This is a genomic window from Bacillus marasmi, assembly GCF_902168435.1.
GTDB lineage: Bacteria > Bacillota > Bacilli > Bacillales > Cytobacillaceae > Bacillus_BU > Bacillus_BU marasmi.
This window is the reverse complement of record NZ_LR656167.1, coordinates 126,573-143,466: the sequence shown is the minus strand read 5'-3', so window position 1 is coordinate 143,466 and position 16,894 is coordinate 126,573. Positions and strand designations below refer to the sequence as shown.

Genomic DNA, 16,894 nt, shown 5'->3' with positions numbered 1-16,894 from the left:
AAGACTCTATATAACGATGAAGTGGTCGAATTTTATTAGTGTGCTTCCTTCTTTGTAGTCCTCGTGGTTCTTTTCATTCTGCTCGCCTTTCAAATTTCTAATGATGTTTTTTACGAAGTTTTGACCCATTTCATGTGCATGGAGATAACCTCCACCAAATCTTGGATTGATTTCTGAGATATTGTAGCCCGACTCTGTTTTAAAGCAATCAATGTCGATGGGCCCCAGTGGTTTAAGGACAGCAATCAGCCTTTCTATCATCATTTTTAAGCTAGAGTCTTTGATGGCAATTGATTTATCGGTTTCACCAGCCCTCATTCGAATCTTCTTTTTCATAAAAATGTTCGTCGTTTGCTCAGATAATAAATCAACATAGCAATCGCAGCCGATTTCTTCTCCATTGATGAACGGCTGTACAATCCATACTTGCTCGTCATTTTGGAAAACCTTTAGCTCCCTTAAAGCTGTAACCTTATGGATTCCGATGCTCGCACTGCCAAATCTCGGTTTTACTATTAAGGGAAACTTCAGTCTTCCTTCATTTATATCAGTAATGACTTCATTTATATCGACATAAGTTGGCACGGCTGGAAGATTGTGTTCTTGTAAAAATTTCGCTGTCTCGTATTTATCGTAGCAAAGATCGACCACTGTTTGCCCGGAGACAATTACATTAACCCCTTCTTGTGCCAGCTCAGCCTTCACGCTGGCAAGCAAGCTTAATTCTGGATCAATCAACGATAATATCCCATCAATACGGTGCTTCTTGCATATTTCTTTTATTTCATGAATATAGTCTGGATGATCAATACGGGGCACAACTTCGAAACAATCCGCATGGTACAAGGCTGGCGCAGTTGGGTCACAGTCAACGGCAACAATTTTTCCGCCTACCAACATTAGTTCATTTTTGAAATATTCAATTAATTTAACACGTCGGCCGACACTGCAGATTAATATATTCAAATATACTCAACCTCACTTTAAAAAGTATAGATTTCTTCATTAACAAATTGCTTCAATGTTTCTTTCTTCCGTACGATCATAAACTCATCCTCATCCACTGCAACAATACCGGGTCTTTCTTTTATAAAAGGAGGATTAAAGACGATCGTATAAGCACCGACATTATCAAAAATCAGAAAATCATTTATTTGCGGTAATTCTGCCACGACTTCGTGAGCTAAGTAATCCTTTTCCATACATGTATAACCAACGACATGGAAAACTGTAGCTTTTGTGGAGCTTGGATATTGACTTGTGATTCTCATCGGTAAATTATTCTTGTGCATTGTTGGTTTAATATTATGTACACTACCGTCGACCAACACAAAATTCTGACCACGAATCGTTTTCGTTTCAATCACTTTCGCAACAAATTGGAATGTATTAGCTACCATCGAAATACCTGGCTCTAAAATTAAGGCTGGTTTGTTCGTCCAATGTGCAAATTCTCGATTCATTATCTCGCAGACAACTGTCGCATAATCATCAAAACTTGGTGTGTTTAGATTAAATGATTTCGGAACCTCACCATATATTCCACCACCGATATCGATATACTCGAGCGACTCCTCTATATACCGTTTTCCAATCTTGCAAAGTGTTTCAGTAATTTTTTGATAGGCTTCGATATTTCTTTTTTTTGTTGAAAAATGACCATGCAAACCCACTATTTTTATATTTTTATAGGCTGAAAGTTCGGTAATAGCTTGATGAAGTGTCCCACTCTCAACACAAATTCCGAAGCGACTTATTGGATACCCTTCCTGAAGTGGACTCACTCCATTTTCTGAGATATCGAAGTTTAGCCGTAAGCCAATCTTAATATCACGCTTAGGATACTGCTTTGCATATTCCTCAACGAACTTTATCTCATAAAGTGAATCAAGATTGAGCAAGCTGCCATTGTCAATGGCATAAAAAATATCATCGCGGCTTTTTAATGGTCCATTGAAGATAATCCGCTTTGGATTCTCTCCGATTTTCAAAGCCAAATCATACTCAAGCCGAGACACAACCTCAGCATATGCACCAAGCTTTGATAACACCTTGCATAAATATGGCAAGTAGTTTGTCTTATATGAATAGCCAATGATGAAATTACTGTATCTACTTTTAAAGGCGCTTTCAATCTTATGATAATTCATCCGCAATTGCTCTGTGTTAAATAAGTAAAAGGATGAACCAAATTGATGTTCCAGTTCCGTCATTTTTTTATGATCCGATAAGAAGTCATCAAGCGGATTCTGTTGCACCGTAAGGCCTCCTTCAACACCAGTTGACTTGACCAAGCCTATTCCCCCCTTTTTAGGTTAGGTCTTTTATAACCGTGTCTTTTCTACTAGTTTTTGGACATAGCAATACACTTTTCAGTCACCCCAATAGCTTATACTGGTATGATTTTTCTGCTTGGTTTGATGATAATTCTATTTTTCTACTTTCTTGAATTGGTTTTGAAATAAAGAATTCTTTAATGCAATTTATTACACTCATTTGTTGCTCTTCTGACATCCCAGAACCAGAAGGGAGGCAGATACCGTTGCGAAATAATCTTTCGGCAACATGCTCTGTTTCACTATGAGGGTAGTACGGCGCATCTTGAAATAATGGTTGCAAATGCAGTGGCTTCCACACATGCCTTGCTTCTATATTTTCATTTGTTAAATACTTGATTAATGACGTTACTGAACGACCAGATTTTTCTTCATCTACTAACATAACCGTTAACCAGCGGTTTGATTTTGTTTTTTCCAGTTCACCCATAAACGTTATTCCAGGCATATGTGATAAATGCTGAAAATATCTTTGAAAAATTGCTCTTCTTGCAGAAACCCTTTCATCCAGCACTTCTAATTGGGCCCGGCCGATGCCAGCTAAAATATTACTCATCCGATAATTAAAACCCATTTGCGAGTGTTGGTAATATGGCGCGTCATCCTTCGCCTGAGTAGCCAGAAAACCTGCTTTTTTTATCGCAGCTTGGTTATTGGAAACGAGCATACCACCACTTGATGCTGTAATAATTTTATTGCCATTAAAGGAGTAAATTCCAAAGTGACCGATTGTTCCGCTTGCTTTACCTTTATACAATGCACCGAGCGATTCTGCCGCATCCTCAATGACTGGAATCTGATATTGATTGCAAAGGTTAATAATTTCATCCATTTTGGCACACTGCCCGTATAGATGAACAACGATGACTGCCTTTGGCAAGCTGCCTTTTTTCGCCGCCTCCCTTAACGCTACTTTCAATGCCTGGGGAGACATATTCCATGTATCAGGCTCAGAATCAATGAATATCGGCTTTGCTCCCTCGTATAAAATTGGATTAGCGCTAGCAATAAACGTTAGCGTGGAGCAAAACACTGTATCGCCTTGCTTTACATCAAGGAGTCGTAAAGCGAGGTGAATTGCAGCCGTACCAGAGCTTAAAGCAATTGCGTTTCCTACACCCACATAATCAGCAATTTCCTTTTCAAATCGATCAACATTTGGTCCTAAAGGTGCAACCCAGTTTGTTTCAAATGCTTCGGTTATATATGCAAGCTCTTTTCCGCTCATATGCGGCAAAGACAGGAAGATTTTTTCCTCATTTTTCATTTTGTTGCACCTCCCACCTTTTTGATGAAATACTCTATAACATTACCATCAATAGCCTCGTCAAATTTTCGTGCAAAAAATTCATTGGACGCTTCAATCAACGAAACATCTTCATTAGTAAGATTTTGCGGAGAATTTCGCTCACTTAATGTTTCTCCCCATTTGAGAAACATTAAATTTGTATTAACGACATTTGCTTTATAAGGTGAATTTAGTATTAATGTGTGGAAAAAGCTTTCGTCAGGAACCAAAGTTTTTTCAAAAAAACGATAGTACCATGGATTTTTATCTATGAAATCAATCATGTATTTTGCAACTGGAAATGGAATCGTAAACCACTGTGATCCCTTATAAAATGAATAATCCTTCGGCCAATGGTTATGATTTGGTGCTAAATTAATTCCCCTTTTATAACAATTCAGTAACACCCGTCGATAGACTCTGATTGGATGCTTACTCGTGTAGCGCTTTCTGGCAAAACTAGGCCAATTTATTTTCATAAAGCCAAGGTTTTCATCGCTTACCTTTTTATAGTGTAAAAAAATTCTATCGGTATTTTCCGTTAAAAACTGCTTAAAACCTTCTTTAACGATTAAATCCTGTCCACTTCTCAAGGCAACAAAATCATAATCATTTTTAGAAGCCAGTACCTCTCTCAGCAATAGAATGGTCGTGTCCACCTGACTGATGTCCCCCCACTCACAATTGATGCTAATTGGTAGAATTTTCACCTGTGGATGCTTCATTATTTTTCCGCTAATTATTTTTGTGTTTTTTTTATCAATATGAACAAAAACATCAGCATGTTCTGTAGTGATCAGTTGTTTTATGAACCTATTTACCTGATCTGGATTTTTATGAATTTGTAAAATATAAGCTGTCCGCGGAGTCGAATTCATTTCCTTATCCCCTTTAAAAATGACAATCTAAAAAGTAATTTTGTTCACTTTAAGAAACACTTATCGTAATTATAGTTCTCTATAAAGAACAAGTCAATTGTTTTTCAGGTCTTTTCGACTATCATCAGGACTTTTCTACCATCTGTAATTTATTACCATCTGAACCTAAGGTCCTTTTTATGTTTAAATCCTTTATTTTACGATTTAATGGCTTTTCCAAAAATGAATAAACTAAACAACCACCGCCAGTTGCTAGAACGATTAAGAGAATACTAATGATAAAGTAGTGATTCGTTAAAACATTTGTTATACTAAAAAATTTACATAGTCCTGACATGATTAAAAAATGACTAAGATAAATCGAAAAAGAGGCGTCGCTAAGGTATTTTGCAAATACTGGAATATTGACTTCAGCTTGAAGGTCAATCGCTGATAAACCAAAAATGATAAAACCAGATGCAAGACTCGTTATGAGTTGTAGACTGAGATGAAATATTTCAAATTGCGTATTAAACCAGGCGAATGGAAACCCCATCATTCCTATTGCAACCAGCAACCAGGCTATGATCATTTGGAGTTTAATTCTTCTCACTGCATAAGCGCATAAGACCCCCAATAAAAACACCAAATTATTTCCATTGAACAAAAAGTTTACATAGTAATTGGCTGAAATAAAAATATCGGTGCTGAATCCAAGCGAAACAATAGCCCAAGTCATTAGGATAACCGTTGTGATTGTTTTATTTTTCATAAATACAACCGAAAATATTAGATAAAAAAACACCGTATGAACTAATGACCAGGCGACACTTAAAATCGGTTCGTTTTCGTTAGGAAACAATAGAAGCGAGGTAATAATCGTATTGAGCTGAGATTCGTTTCCTTGGCCGAAGCTCGGAAAGAGAATATATACCGGAAGGATACATAGCGATAATATCCAATAGATTGGATAGATTCTAATAAACCTGCTATGCAGAAAAAACTTCCATCTCTTTGGGTTCCCAAAATCCCCCTGGTAAATGTAAAAAATCATAAAGCCTGACAGTGCAAAGAAATAGTAAACTCCCCCTGATTTTGACACATCCTGCAATTTCAAAAAATCATAATCGAAATAGACATGCATAAATGCTTCGGCGTGGAATAAAAGGACGAAAAGCGGGACGAGCGCCCGAGAAAATTGGATCAAGTTTAAATGCTTTCTCTTCATTTGATCCTTCATATTGCGAAAATCTCCTTTTTAGTAAAATGTGAAGCTAGTAATAGTGATTTTTCGAAATGACCAGGTCTTTAAGGCGATTGCTGTTTCGCACCGTTTGCTCAATCGCTTTGTTTATACTATCAAACCTGTTACCAGAAATGATCACACCTTGAATTTCAGAATCACTATAATTGTCGTAATCTAATAAAACACCCCAGCGATAGTGCTGAAAGGTGTTCTTAGAAATGATCGTATTTGTAATATGATCCGATGCAAAAAGCGCGACCCCTGTTGCTTGTTTCGAACCAGTAAAATGGTTACTAATAATATTTGTATTGCTGGCACCTGCGTGGATATTTACTCCATCATTGGAGGCTATAATTATATTATGAGAGATGTTTGTTCCGTTTGAGATTAACTCACCATCCTTTCCCCCTTCAAGCCGAATTCCGTTAACGGAGTTAATTGTATTCCGTACAATGTTCACCTGCTGATTTTTACGCCAAACATGAATCTCTGACACTTTAAGCTCATTATCAATTAGCTTCGCATTTTTTGTATCCATCACTAGCAAAGCCCCTAGAGGACAATCAACTTTATTTTGCTTAAACTCTATGTCATTAAAAAAATAACCAAGCTCACCCTCTCCAGCTAACTCCGAATCGGCACCTGAAAGGAGAACGCAATAGCCTTCAACATTCGATTCAATCGTATTACTACTAATTTGCGCATTCTCATATTGCTGTTTTTCCCATGGCTCGAAATGAAGCGCTGGTCGAGCGGTTTTAGAGCGAAGCACATTGTTGTTAACCTGCAATTGATTCACTTGCTCAATCACAATTTGCGAACGTTGATTTTCCTCAACAATATTGTTGGTAATCGTGATGTTTTTACTAGTTTTGCTAGTCCCAGACACCGAAATACCATCGCCAACCGCATTCATGATTTTATTGTTATTGATCAAGACATTTTTATGATCAAAGACGAAAATACAATGCATATGCTCGATACCATTTGGATGCTTTTGATAATTTCCATCGAAGGTTAGTGATTGAATACTCGTGTTGTTTGCAGTGGTGAGTAAACGTGTGTAATCATCAGGAGCATCATCAGCAAGCTTAAGAATCGACTTATCACGGTCTTCGCCCCGCAAATGAACATGATTCTTTAGAAAAACCGGCTGAAGACTGTAAGTTCCAGAAGGTACAAATACGGTTCCTCCACCATGCTTCTTTACGTCATCAATCGCTGTTTGAAAGGCTTTTGTATCATCACTAACTCCATCACCAACCGCACCATAATCCTTCACATCTACAACGAAGTCGGAGGCTGTCTTGCCATTTTCCATACTTAGTGTTCGCCATCCCACAACCACGCCTATTGCAATTACGAAAATCCAGACCATTAAATACTTCCTATTCATAAGATGGTTGACAATTTAGGTAATCTGTTCAATAAGCTGAGGTCATTAATGTGATGATTACCCAAATACAATTTCTCGAGATTGATAAAGTACTGTATACCATCTAAATTAGTAATGTGACAGTGACGCAGGTCGAGTTCTTTAACATGATGCAAATCAACAATCTTAATCCATTTTTCAGAAGTTTTTAGCACTTCGTTGCGAAGATAAGCTTCTAGATTACGATCAATAAATGTGGCAATCCCTGCTAATTCTGCAGTTGTATAAAATGCCATATCAAGCTTTCTCGCTTCTTTTATAATCGCCTGTAGCAATTTAGGTGCAGTTCGATATTGACCAGGCAGCTGCGCCTCTTCTCCCCAGCCAAAATCATCCCAGTTTACTTCATTAGGCAATATTGAATGACACATAATGATTAAATTTGTCCCCGTTTCTTTAGCTAGCTTCATCGCTTGTTTAAAATAGGAAAAATCAAACAGTTCCTTTTGGTCAATGCATATAGAGGGAACATATCCGGAAATATCATGGCTTGGCAAGTCATAACGATCAAAGCCGCCTCGGACCACTTTAAAATAAGCTGGCACTAACGCAGCATTTGTTGCTTGTGAATAAAGGGTATAAGGGTATGCAAAGCTAACCGGCATTTTGAACTTCTCTTTCGTTATGGAATGAGATTGCTGATCCATCCAGTCAAACAATGGTTCAATCTCAGCTTCAATCCACTTGCGACATCCATGCTCATCCGCAAACTCTTTAGCATTTTGATGGGAATAGCCATGGTGAGCAATTTCATGTCCGTCGGCCTGCAGCTCTAAGAGCATATCAATCTCAGCTTGGTTGTGTTTCCGCTGTCCTTCAAAATGGTGAAATGCGTTAATATTAAAGGTTACCTTCACATCATAATAGCCAAATAAGTCTTTACCGTACTGAAACCAATCATGGACTCGAAAACTATCATCAAAGGAAAAGGCGATTCCTGGCCGAAATGGACTTGATTTACGGTTGGATTGATTTTGTGACTTTAACTTTTGAATAACTCCTTTCCAGTACTGCTTGGCTATATACTGTGTTTTCATTGAACGAAGTGGCTTGAAAAGCTTGCTTTCTCGGATTCGTGGTAATAGCTGCAACATAACTAAATCCTCACTTCTTACATTAATTTTATTAATTTAATTTGATTTTTTTAGTGAATTCCCCTCAAAATCGGGCATTGTGACGTAATCTTGATGGCTAACACCATCTGACATAATGACTTTTTTGAACGTCAGAAACAATATTTTCATATCAAGCCAGAAGCTTTGGTTTTCCACGTACCAAACATCAAGCTCAAACCTTTCCTCCCATGTAATGGCATTACGTCCGTTAACTTGAGCCCATCCGGTAATGCCTGGGGGGACATTGTGTCGCTTTTGCTGCTGTGACGAATACAATGGCAAATACTCCACTAACAATGGTCTTGGACCTACTAAACTCATTTCACCCTTGACCACATTTAAGAGCTGAGGAAATTCATCTAAGCTTAATTTTCGAAGCAGCTTCCCAAAACCAGTTAAACGAAGATGATCCGGCAGTAGTTCACCTTTTTCATCACGTTCATCAGTCATTGTCCGAAACTTATAAAGGGTAAATATTTTCCCTTGCAAACCAGGTCGTTCCTGTTTAAACAATATCGGTGACCCAAGCTTCAGTCTGATTAACAGCGCAGTTAATAAAATAATTGGTGATAATAATGTAATCCCTGCACACGCAACGATTAAGTCAAATATTCTTTTCATTTTTCCACCTCAACACAAAAACACCCTTTACATTTATTTGGAGGGTGCAACTTTCAACTTTATCGACAATAAGATATTTCCAATAATATCCTTCAAATATTGAAATTCTGGACGTTTAAAGAATACGAGCAAATAGACTAAATTTGGAACAAACAAACAAACTAAACCTTTGCCAACTAAAATCAATAAGCTATTTCCACTAAACAGATGATCTATCAAGAGCGTAGTGACCACACACGTCACCACCGCTAGTAAACTATAAAAACCATATTTCCAAAAGTAAGTACTGACCTTTTGCCCAAATATGTTTTTGAACACTAATCTCGGAGGGTACCAAAAAACTGCTAGTAAGCTTATTGTCGTACCAAGAAAAATTCCTGCAAGGCCTAAATAATGAACTAATATCATCGATATCCCAACATTCAAACCAGCTTCAATTATCGGAGTATATTTGTCGAGCACGAAGATGCCTCCACCTTCTTTAAAGGTTGTAATACAAGCTCTCATTCCGGTTAAATAAAAATTCACCAACAAAATGATAAAGGTGAGGTGGTCCAGTAAATAGCCGTCACCAAGCCACCAATTGATAAAAGGCTCTAACAGGTTATACAGGAATATAATACCGATAGAATATAACCAGAAATTAATTAAATACACCATATTAAAGACTGAATACTGTTTGTCTTTGCCTTCGATGGTAATCACATTGGCAACGCTCGCCGTCATTCCTCCTAATATCGGCGTAAACAAAGCTCCAACCTGTCCAATTAACATTAAATAATTGGCATAAAGCCCAACTGTTCCAACCCCTAAAAAATACGAAATAATCATATTGTCAGTTCCATAAATAAAATATGTCCCCACTTTGTGTAAAAATAACGCCTTAATCTGAGTGATTAAACCAGCCTTTTCTTGCTTTTCAAGTTGGTATCTTTTCTTCGTAAATAAGTATGGATAACGTTTAGCCACAACGCGATTGTTTATGAAGCATTGCAGAGTATTCGTTATTAACTCGATGATTAAAAACAGAATAAAATCCTTTGTTAGGATTAAAATCAACATTTTAGCCAGCGTTGCAATGACATGAAAAATCGTATAGATTCGCGTCAAGATATATTCCTTTTGATCAGCAACAAAAATGGCCACTTTATGCTCATAAAAGTAGTAAACGATATTTTTTAACACAAAAATGAAAAAGGCTAGCTTTAAGAACGATACAGATTCACTACCCTTTAATAAATGATCAAGTATTGGATAAATCGCCAAGCTTACAACAAAAATGATGAATGCTAGCACCCTGTATACTTGTTTATACAACTGCACAAGAGCAATAATTTTTTCACGATTATTTTCTGCCAAAGGTTTATACAAATTGTAGGTTAGACTGCCGCTAATTCCAGCTTCGACCAGCGAAAGAATCGCGATAATATTGGTGAGTACACCATTAACTCCAAGGTATTCCGTACCGAGGCTATCAAGAAACACCTTCCTCGACATAAATCCAAGGAGAATAATCACCAGTTGTAACAAAATACTAACAGCTATGTTTTTTATTGAATTTATACTTCTCATTAAAAGTCCCTTTTCATAGAGATTAACTACAACCCCTTGTGCATATTTAATAGTTTAAAAACAAAATAATATAGTAGGCTTTGTTTATTTTTCAAGCAAAAAATTGCGAACTGGTTGAAGGATGAAAGGTCAATTCGTGCTACAAAGAGTGAGCGTGCTTCCCGGCAGTTCATATATCTTCTTATTTCATCCAATTTATGAAAAATAGAAGCTTGGAAGCCCTGCCTCGTTGGCTCGTATAAAGCACGAACTAAGTGGGTGGCAAATTCAGCGTAAATTTTGCCTATAGCCTTTGAGTCCGTCAGTTTGTATTTCATAAGTAGTTGCATGGATTCACGATACAAGGTGAGGGCAATATCATATTTGTTATATATGATCCTCGAAGAAACGCTTGACTCGTGCCGAATATAATAGTACATCGGGACATTGATGCTAATCGCACTTTCTGCAGCATCGACATACCTTAAATTAAATAAATAATCTTCAGCAATATGAAACTCTTCTATGAAAAATAAACCATTGTTTCTGATAACTTCAGTCCGGTAGAGCTTATTGACTAATGAGGCAAGCCACTCATCCTCAAGCCAAACGTGTTTTAAAAACGCTCTTTTCCCCTCTATTTCGTTATAGAAGCATTCCGTTACCTTTCGATACATAAGTTGGTCCCCATTTTTCTCATAGTAGGGGTAGACGACCAGACTTGCTTGATTTTTCTCAGCCGTATCAATTAACAAGCTAAAGGTATCTTGAATAATGTAATCATCACTATCAATAAACATGAGATATTCACCAATAGCTTGCTTCAACCCAAAATTTCTTGCTACGGATGGTCCTGAATTTTTCAGATGAAAAACCTTTATTCGCCTATCTTCTTTAGCATAGCTATTACAAATTTCTCCAGAGGCATCCATTGAACCATCATTAATTAATATCACTTCGAAGTCAGCAAATGATTGATTTAATACAGAATCTAAACAAGTACCTAAAAAATTCTCCACATTATAAACCGGGATAATAACTGACAGCCTACACAATTATATTCCTCCCAAAGACGTGAGCTCTCGGAGTGCCATTAATTCAATAAAGGAGCTCATATAACTGCGGTTCCTTAACTTGTTATATACGTAAAAAATTAACACAATTAGCGATTCACCTTTAAACTTTGCTAAAAACAATACCAATCTTTGAATCCAACTATATGAATATGTATTAGTTAATACATTTGAAAACTCTGGAGTTTTAACAAACTTCCTCGTATGCTTTATTGCACCAAGTAACTCACTAACGCTCCTTACGCTTGTGCTAGTTTGAAAAATAACATAGCTAAATTCCATTAAATAATAAGCATTGAATTCCTTTTGTATTTCATTCGGTATATTCATTGATAAATATTTGCTTAGTTTATTAAATAGTAATAATTGTGCTTTTTCTTTATCTTTATAATAATGATGAGTTAGACTGCCAGATCTTTGATAATAGACATAAAAGGCACAATCAAGTATCTTCACTTTCTGACAATGTAACAGGTAATCAATATTGAAAATCGCATCTTCACCATTTAATATGTCAGGATCAAACCGAATGTTATGGTTATCAATAATGCTTTTTTTGTACAGTTTATTACAGGGTGAATAGGCTAATCCTTGCTTAAGCAGTTGAATAAAATCCTTCTTTATTTCATGGTAATATGATAATTTTTTAGGAATAAAGAAGAGCTCCTGACCATTTTCTTCAGGATGTACCCTCCTCATCCCACACACAGCTAAGTCAGCAGACCTTTTTTTCAGTGAGTTTACCATCTGCTTAACCATATCTCTTTCAATATAATCATCGCTATCAATAAATTGAATATAATTTCCGTTTGCCAAAGAGATACCTAAATTTCTTGCTGCTCCAGGCCCATTATTTTCACTATGATAAACACGAATTCTCCTGTCCCGTTTCGCAAATCCATCGCACATAGCGGCACTATCATCCTCTGAACCATCATTAATTAAAATCAATTCGATGTTTCGATACGATTGATTTAACACGCTGTTTACAGATACAGTAAGATATTTTTCAGCATTATAAATTGGCATCACTATACTAACTAAAGCTTCGTCTACCATTTTGACAATATTCCCTCCTCTACATTTTTTATCATCGCTTGAATACTGAAGTCCGTCCCTCTTTCTAGACTTTTTTTAGAGTCAACCGCTTTTTTTCTTTTGAAATCAACAATCGCCTGTTTCATGCCGAAATATATACCGTCAACGCTGTTTTCTACTAATCTTCCATACTCATCATTACCAATAATCTCTTCAGCACCTCCACATTTAGTGCTAATGACAGGCAAGCCTAAATTCATAGCTTCAATGACAGAAATACCAAATGGTTCCGATCTTGATGGTAAAATAAACACATCGCTATGATGTATATACTTATAAGGATTAATTCGCCATCCTAACAGAACAATGTACGAGTCCAATCCTTTTTCGGTAATCATATTTTGCAGAAAGTTCCTTAAATCTCCATCTCCAACTACCCAAACCTTGAAACCGGTGACACCTTGTTTAACCAGGTTTTCAATCGCTAAAATCATCCGGTCTACTCCCTTATCATGGTGCAAACGTACTACAGAAATAAAGTTCAGTACATCTGTCTCTTTTGGCAGTTCTAGCATTTCTTGCGCCAATATGTTGATTTTTTCAATATTGACACCGTTATAGATGACCTTTACATTATTGAAATCCCCAACGATTTGTTGAAAGCTCCGCTTGCATTTTTGTGAAACTGCAATAATCTCATCAAACTTCAGATAACATTCACGTTGCTTTGCTTTTGTTCGATGACTTTCAAGACCAAAATTTTGATGTTCCATATCACCATGAATCCAGGCGATTTTCTTAGAATTTTTGTTAGGTGAGGCAGCGATAATTTTCTCCGGCATTCCTGTTTTGAAGGCAATTTCAATATCATAGCTATCTTGAATATATTTACGATAGATTTTTTCGGGATTTAAATAACGGATGACTCTGTATATTCCTTTATACTGTCTATCAAACCAGCTATAATGGTGAACACCTTTCCGAAACTGGTTTGATAATTCACCTCCAGCAAACAACGAAAAAACAGTAATATCATATTGATTCTCCGGAAGATGGTTAACGATATCGATTAACACTTTCTCTGCGCCTCCGATGACCATACGATCAATAACAAATAGAATCTTCTTCATCCATTACACTCCTAAGCCAAATTTGCAGACTTCTTAAGAACCATTCTTCTGATAACTGTCTTTTTAAACAAAAGCTTCATAAATGAGTAACCTCCTAATGAAAGCACAGACAACACTCGATATTCTCGTGATATTTCTGTGCTAAACAAGTAGAATAATAGGTTTTTGCGTACATGCGTAATCAGCTTTGGTGCAATATTCGTATATTGGCAATCTGAATAGACGGCTTCCGATTTTAGCATATCAAATAGCGAATTAATGACTGACAGGTTGACACGCCAACGTAGCTTGCCGCTAAGGGCTGGGTAATGTTTATCCACATAATCCTTAAATTCCGTAAACGCAGATATACAATCCAGTTTTCTTTCATCAAACCTTGACCGCAAAATACTTCCTTGTCTTTGTACATAGTAATAACCGACTTTATTCGAATAAGCTAATTTATTAGCGAGGCCAAATAATTTATACGTTGTAAAAATATCTTCATACAGTTTTCCGACTGGATAGTTAATCTTTGCAAAAAGACTCGCCTTGTATAGCTTGTTACAGGCATAATGCTTAACATATTCCTCTTCGACAAGTGCTTGAAGAGCCTCCTGCTTATTCATGACTCGAGAAGTTTCATTGTAGCAATCCTTTTCGAAATAACTGTTATATACCTTTAGTACTGCACACATCGAAATTTCACTATCGTTCTCAACAGCCAATTTGAAAAGATGCTCGTACATATCTAGTGCAATATAATCGTCCCCGTCAATAAAGCCAATGTAAGCCCCACTTGCCAACATCAAGCCAGCATTTCGCGCCGAGCTGAGTCCACCATTATTCTGATTTATCACTATAAAACGCTGATCTGTTTGAGCAAACCTTGAGATTTTCTCAAGTGTCCCATCGTTGGAACCGTCATTAACAACAATGATTTCGAGATTTTGATAGGTTTGGGAAACAATTGATTGAAGACACTTAGCAATATATTTTTCAACATTGTAAGCAGTAACAATCACACTAATCTTCATCGAAATCTCCTCCCTAAATTCAGAATTTTAGCCGCGATTAAAATCAAACTGGAATTGCTAGTAACTAAAATACCTTTAATTAGCCTCGTAGCTAAATCATACTGATGTTGTTTAGCAAGGATTTGCTTAATTACATCATGGCGAAGTACTGTCTTAGCCATTTTCCGTTTTTCTGTTCTCGTATAATCGCAATTTGATTTAAAAAAGTCCATAAAAAAAGCCATGATATCTCGAATCAGCATCGAATCAATCACGGCTTCTGTCTTATCAAGTTTTCGCCAATAAGAAATCAAATTTTTCAATTCTACCATCAAATTATACCTTAGTTCGAGGCGGTTTCCTCTGAATTTAGAAACTAGTCCTGCTCCTTTATTGACCGTATAATTTACGATTGGTTGGGGTATTACATTCACGTATTGTACATCTCTAAGGACGCCGAGATTAAATTTCAAGTCCTCCCCCATGTCCAGTTCAGGCGGAAATAGGATGTTATGCTCTCGCAAAAACTCAGCTAAATATACTTTGTTCCATGGGGCATTAATTATTTCGTTTTCAATTAGTAGGAGGCAGTATTCGCGGAAGTCATCGTATTCAGAGAATTGTAAGCACGATTTAAACGGTGGACTGCATTCAATTGTTTTATTTTCATAAACAATATCATAACCATAGATGACTAATTGAGTATTTTCATTTACATCCTTCATGATTTTTTCCAAGCCATTTTCAATGTAATAATCATCAGCATCCAAAAACGTAATATATTTTCCTTTTGCCTGCTGAATTCCGAAATTCCTTGCTGAACTGACTCCCTCATTCTGCCTCGTAAACAACTTAATTCTTGAATCCATTTCTGTAAATCGTTTCATTAAATGAAGGCTTTCATCAGTTGAACCATCATTGACTAAAATCAATTCAAGCTCAACCGAAGCTTGTTCTAAAACGCTTATTATTGCTCGGCTAATTGTTTTCTCAGAATTATATACGGGGATGATAATTGATAGTAATGGTTGTTCCATCAACTGCCTTCTCCTTTACTTTTTAAGCTTAAATAATAGAATAAGATAAAATAAAACCAAAGCACGGTTCTTCGTAGATCATTGATTCCAAATCCATAGGCTACTAATGATATAACACCACATAAAAGAAATAGATTCACATGCGTCATTTTGATTAATTTTGAAATAAACAACAAATAGATGAATCCTGCAACAACTCCACCTTGTGTTAATATTTGTAAAAAAGTATTATGTGCCTCATAACCATCAAAAACATGTTCGCCACTGAAAGAACCTGGTCCAAGCCCAAAAACTGGAGAGTGGAGCCATGCTTTCATTGCGTTAGTCCAGATTGTTAATCTGCTTCCACCATTGGAATCTGCATAAAAAAAATCCTGAATGATGACGAATATCTTTTCATAATTAAATAGTAAAATGAAGCTCCCAATGCATAGCAGGACTAGTAGCAGGCTTGCATCATCCCGTAGTCTCTTCAGACCGAAAGTAATCATTGATATTACGAGGACTAATAATGCCAATATCCATGCTGCCACTAGGGTTGATGAGGTAGTGGCTAAGCCAATATCGACACTTAACAGCACGCCAAGCACTGCTAGAATTTTTATGATAAAATTATTTTCCTTTGTAAAAATGTACAATCCAATAAATGGGAGGGGGGCCACAAAATAAGCAAATTGATGGTAATCATTAGCAAATGGAGAGAAAATGTCTGATCCTGCATAGGTAATATAGTAACCAAAGAGAACCCTATAGCCTTCCAAAAATAAAATAAATAATACGCCAATCATAGCTAATCCAATAAAATAAATAAATCGGATGATACTGTATAGATGAACAAAGCTACTTTCTTTAAACAAGGTTTCAAACGTGAAGCATAAAAACAGCACAACAATATAGGCCTGATAATCAAAAGAAACAAACTGCGGATTAATATCAAAAAATCGATTGACGCAATATCCAATCGAAATAACGAAAAGATAGCTTATCCAAAATAAGGAAAACAGGTGTTTTTCTATCGATAACACGATACTCCGTTGTCCAATTAATTGGAGAATGCAAAAGAATAATAAGATGATTTCACCTATTCCAAACCCACCAAATCTTAACGAAGTAAACCCAAAGAAAAGCACCATCATTAAAATGAGGATATTTTGCACGCTAAACATTACGTA

Annotated in this window: 15 protein-coding genes; all 15 read right to left on the bottom strand. The window is 36.5% G+C overall.

Features of this window, described 5'->3' with window-relative positions; all coding sequences use genetic code 11:
- Positions 1–6 precede the first annotated feature (6 nt).
- Positions 7–966, bottom strand: a complete 960-nt coding sequence (locus FXW34_RS06645) for an ATP-grasp domain-containing protein (RefSeq protein WP_147533186.1) — start codon at positions 964–966, stop codon at positions 7–9.
- Positions 967–983: 17 nt separating this feature from the next.
- Complete coding sequence (locus FXW34_RS06640; RefSeq protein ID WP_246140902.1) at positions 984–2,294, bottom strand: type III PLP-dependent enzyme domain-containing protein; 1,311 nt, start codon at positions 2,292–2,294, stop codon at positions 984–986.
- A gap of 82 nt (positions 2,295–2,376) precedes the next feature.
- Entirely contained in the window at positions 2,377–3,603 is a 1,227-nt protein-coding gene (locus FXW34_RS06635) for a DegT/DnrJ/EryC1/StrS family aminotransferase (protein ID WP_147533185.1), read from the bottom strand.
- Positions 3,600–4,502 (bottom strand): beta-1,6-N-acetylglucosaminyltransferase, encoded by a 903-nt coding sequence (locus tag FXW34_RS06630; protein ID WP_147533184.1) that lies wholly within the window; start codon positions 4,500–4,502, stop codon positions 3,600–3,602. Before FXW34_RS06630 ends, FXW34_RS06635 begins: the two co-directional genes overlap by 4 nt.
- Positions 4,503–4,626: 124 nt before the next feature.
- Complete coding sequence (locus FXW34_RS06625) at positions 4,627–5,721, bottom strand: acyltransferase family protein (RefSeq protein ID WP_147533183.1); 1,095 nt, start codon at positions 5,719–5,721, stop codon at positions 4,627–4,629.
- A gap of 34 nt (positions 5,722–5,755) precedes the next feature.
- Positions 5,756–7,105, bottom strand: coding sequence for a glycosyl hydrolase family 28-related protein (locus tag FXW34_RS06620; RefSeq protein WP_187118860.1), 1,350 nt, complete (start codon positions 7,103–7,105; stop codon positions 5,756–5,758).
- A 14-nt stretch (positions 7,106–7,119) separates the two neighbouring features.
- On the bottom strand, positions 7,120–8,256 hold the full coding sequence (locus FXW34_RS06615) for a polysaccharide deacetylase family protein (RefSeq protein ID WP_147533181.1): 1,137 nt from the start codon (positions 8,254–8,256) through the stop codon (positions 7,120–7,122).
- 36 nt (positions 8,257–8,292) lie between these two features.
- Positions 8,293–8,898 (bottom strand): sugar transferase, encoded by a 606-nt coding sequence (locus tag FXW34_RS06610; protein WP_147533180.1) that lies wholly within the window; start codon positions 8,896–8,898, stop codon positions 8,293–8,295.
- A gap of 33 nt (positions 8,899–8,931) precedes the next feature.
- A complete protein-coding gene (locus tag FXW34_RS06605) occupies positions 8,932–10,470 on the bottom strand; it encodes a lipopolysaccharide biosynthesis protein (RefSeq protein ID WP_147533179.1) in 1,539 nt (512 codons plus the stop codon).
- Positions 10,471–10,496: 26 nt separating this feature from the next.
- The gene (locus FXW34_RS06600) at positions 10,497–11,504 is read right to left on the bottom strand and encodes a glycosyltransferase family 2 protein (RefSeq protein ID WP_147533178.1); all 1,008 of its coding nucleotides are present in this window, start codon (positions 11,502–11,504) and stop codon (positions 10,497–10,499) included.
- Positions 11,505–12,581 carry a glycosyltransferase family 2 protein gene (locus FXW34_RS06595; RefSeq protein WP_147533177.1) on the bottom strand — a complete coding sequence of 359 codons (1,077 nt, stop codon included), beginning with the start codon at positions 12,579–12,581 and terminating at the stop codon, positions 11,505–11,507.
- Positions 12,575–13,690 carry a glycosyltransferase gene (locus tag FXW34_RS06590; RefSeq protein ID WP_147533176.1) on the bottom strand — a complete coding sequence of 372 codons (1,116 nt, stop codon included), beginning with the start codon at positions 13,688–13,690 and terminating at the stop codon, positions 12,575–12,577. The genes FXW34_RS06595 and FXW34_RS06590 overlap by 7 nt, the downstream gene beginning before the upstream one ends.
- 11 nt (positions 13,691–13,701) lie before the next feature.
- Positions 13,702–14,706, bottom strand: coding sequence for a glycosyltransferase family 2 protein (locus FXW34_RS06585; protein WP_147533175.1), 1,005 nt, complete (start codon positions 14,704–14,706; stop codon positions 13,702–13,704).
- Positions 14,703–15,722, bottom strand: a complete 1,020-nt coding sequence (locus FXW34_RS06580) for a glycosyltransferase family 2 protein (protein ID WP_147533174.1) — start codon at positions 15,720–15,722, stop codon at positions 14,703–14,705. The genes FXW34_RS06585 and FXW34_RS06580 overlap by 4 nt, the downstream gene beginning before the upstream one ends.
- Positions 15,722–16,888 carry an O-antigen ligase family protein gene (locus tag FXW34_RS06575; RefSeq protein ID WP_222705313.1) on the bottom strand — a complete coding sequence of 389 codons (1,167 nt, stop codon included), beginning with the start codon at positions 16,886–16,888 and terminating at the stop codon, positions 15,722–15,724. Before FXW34_RS06575 ends, FXW34_RS06580 begins: the two co-directional genes overlap by 1 nt.
- Positions 16,889–16,894 lie beyond the last annotated feature (6 nt).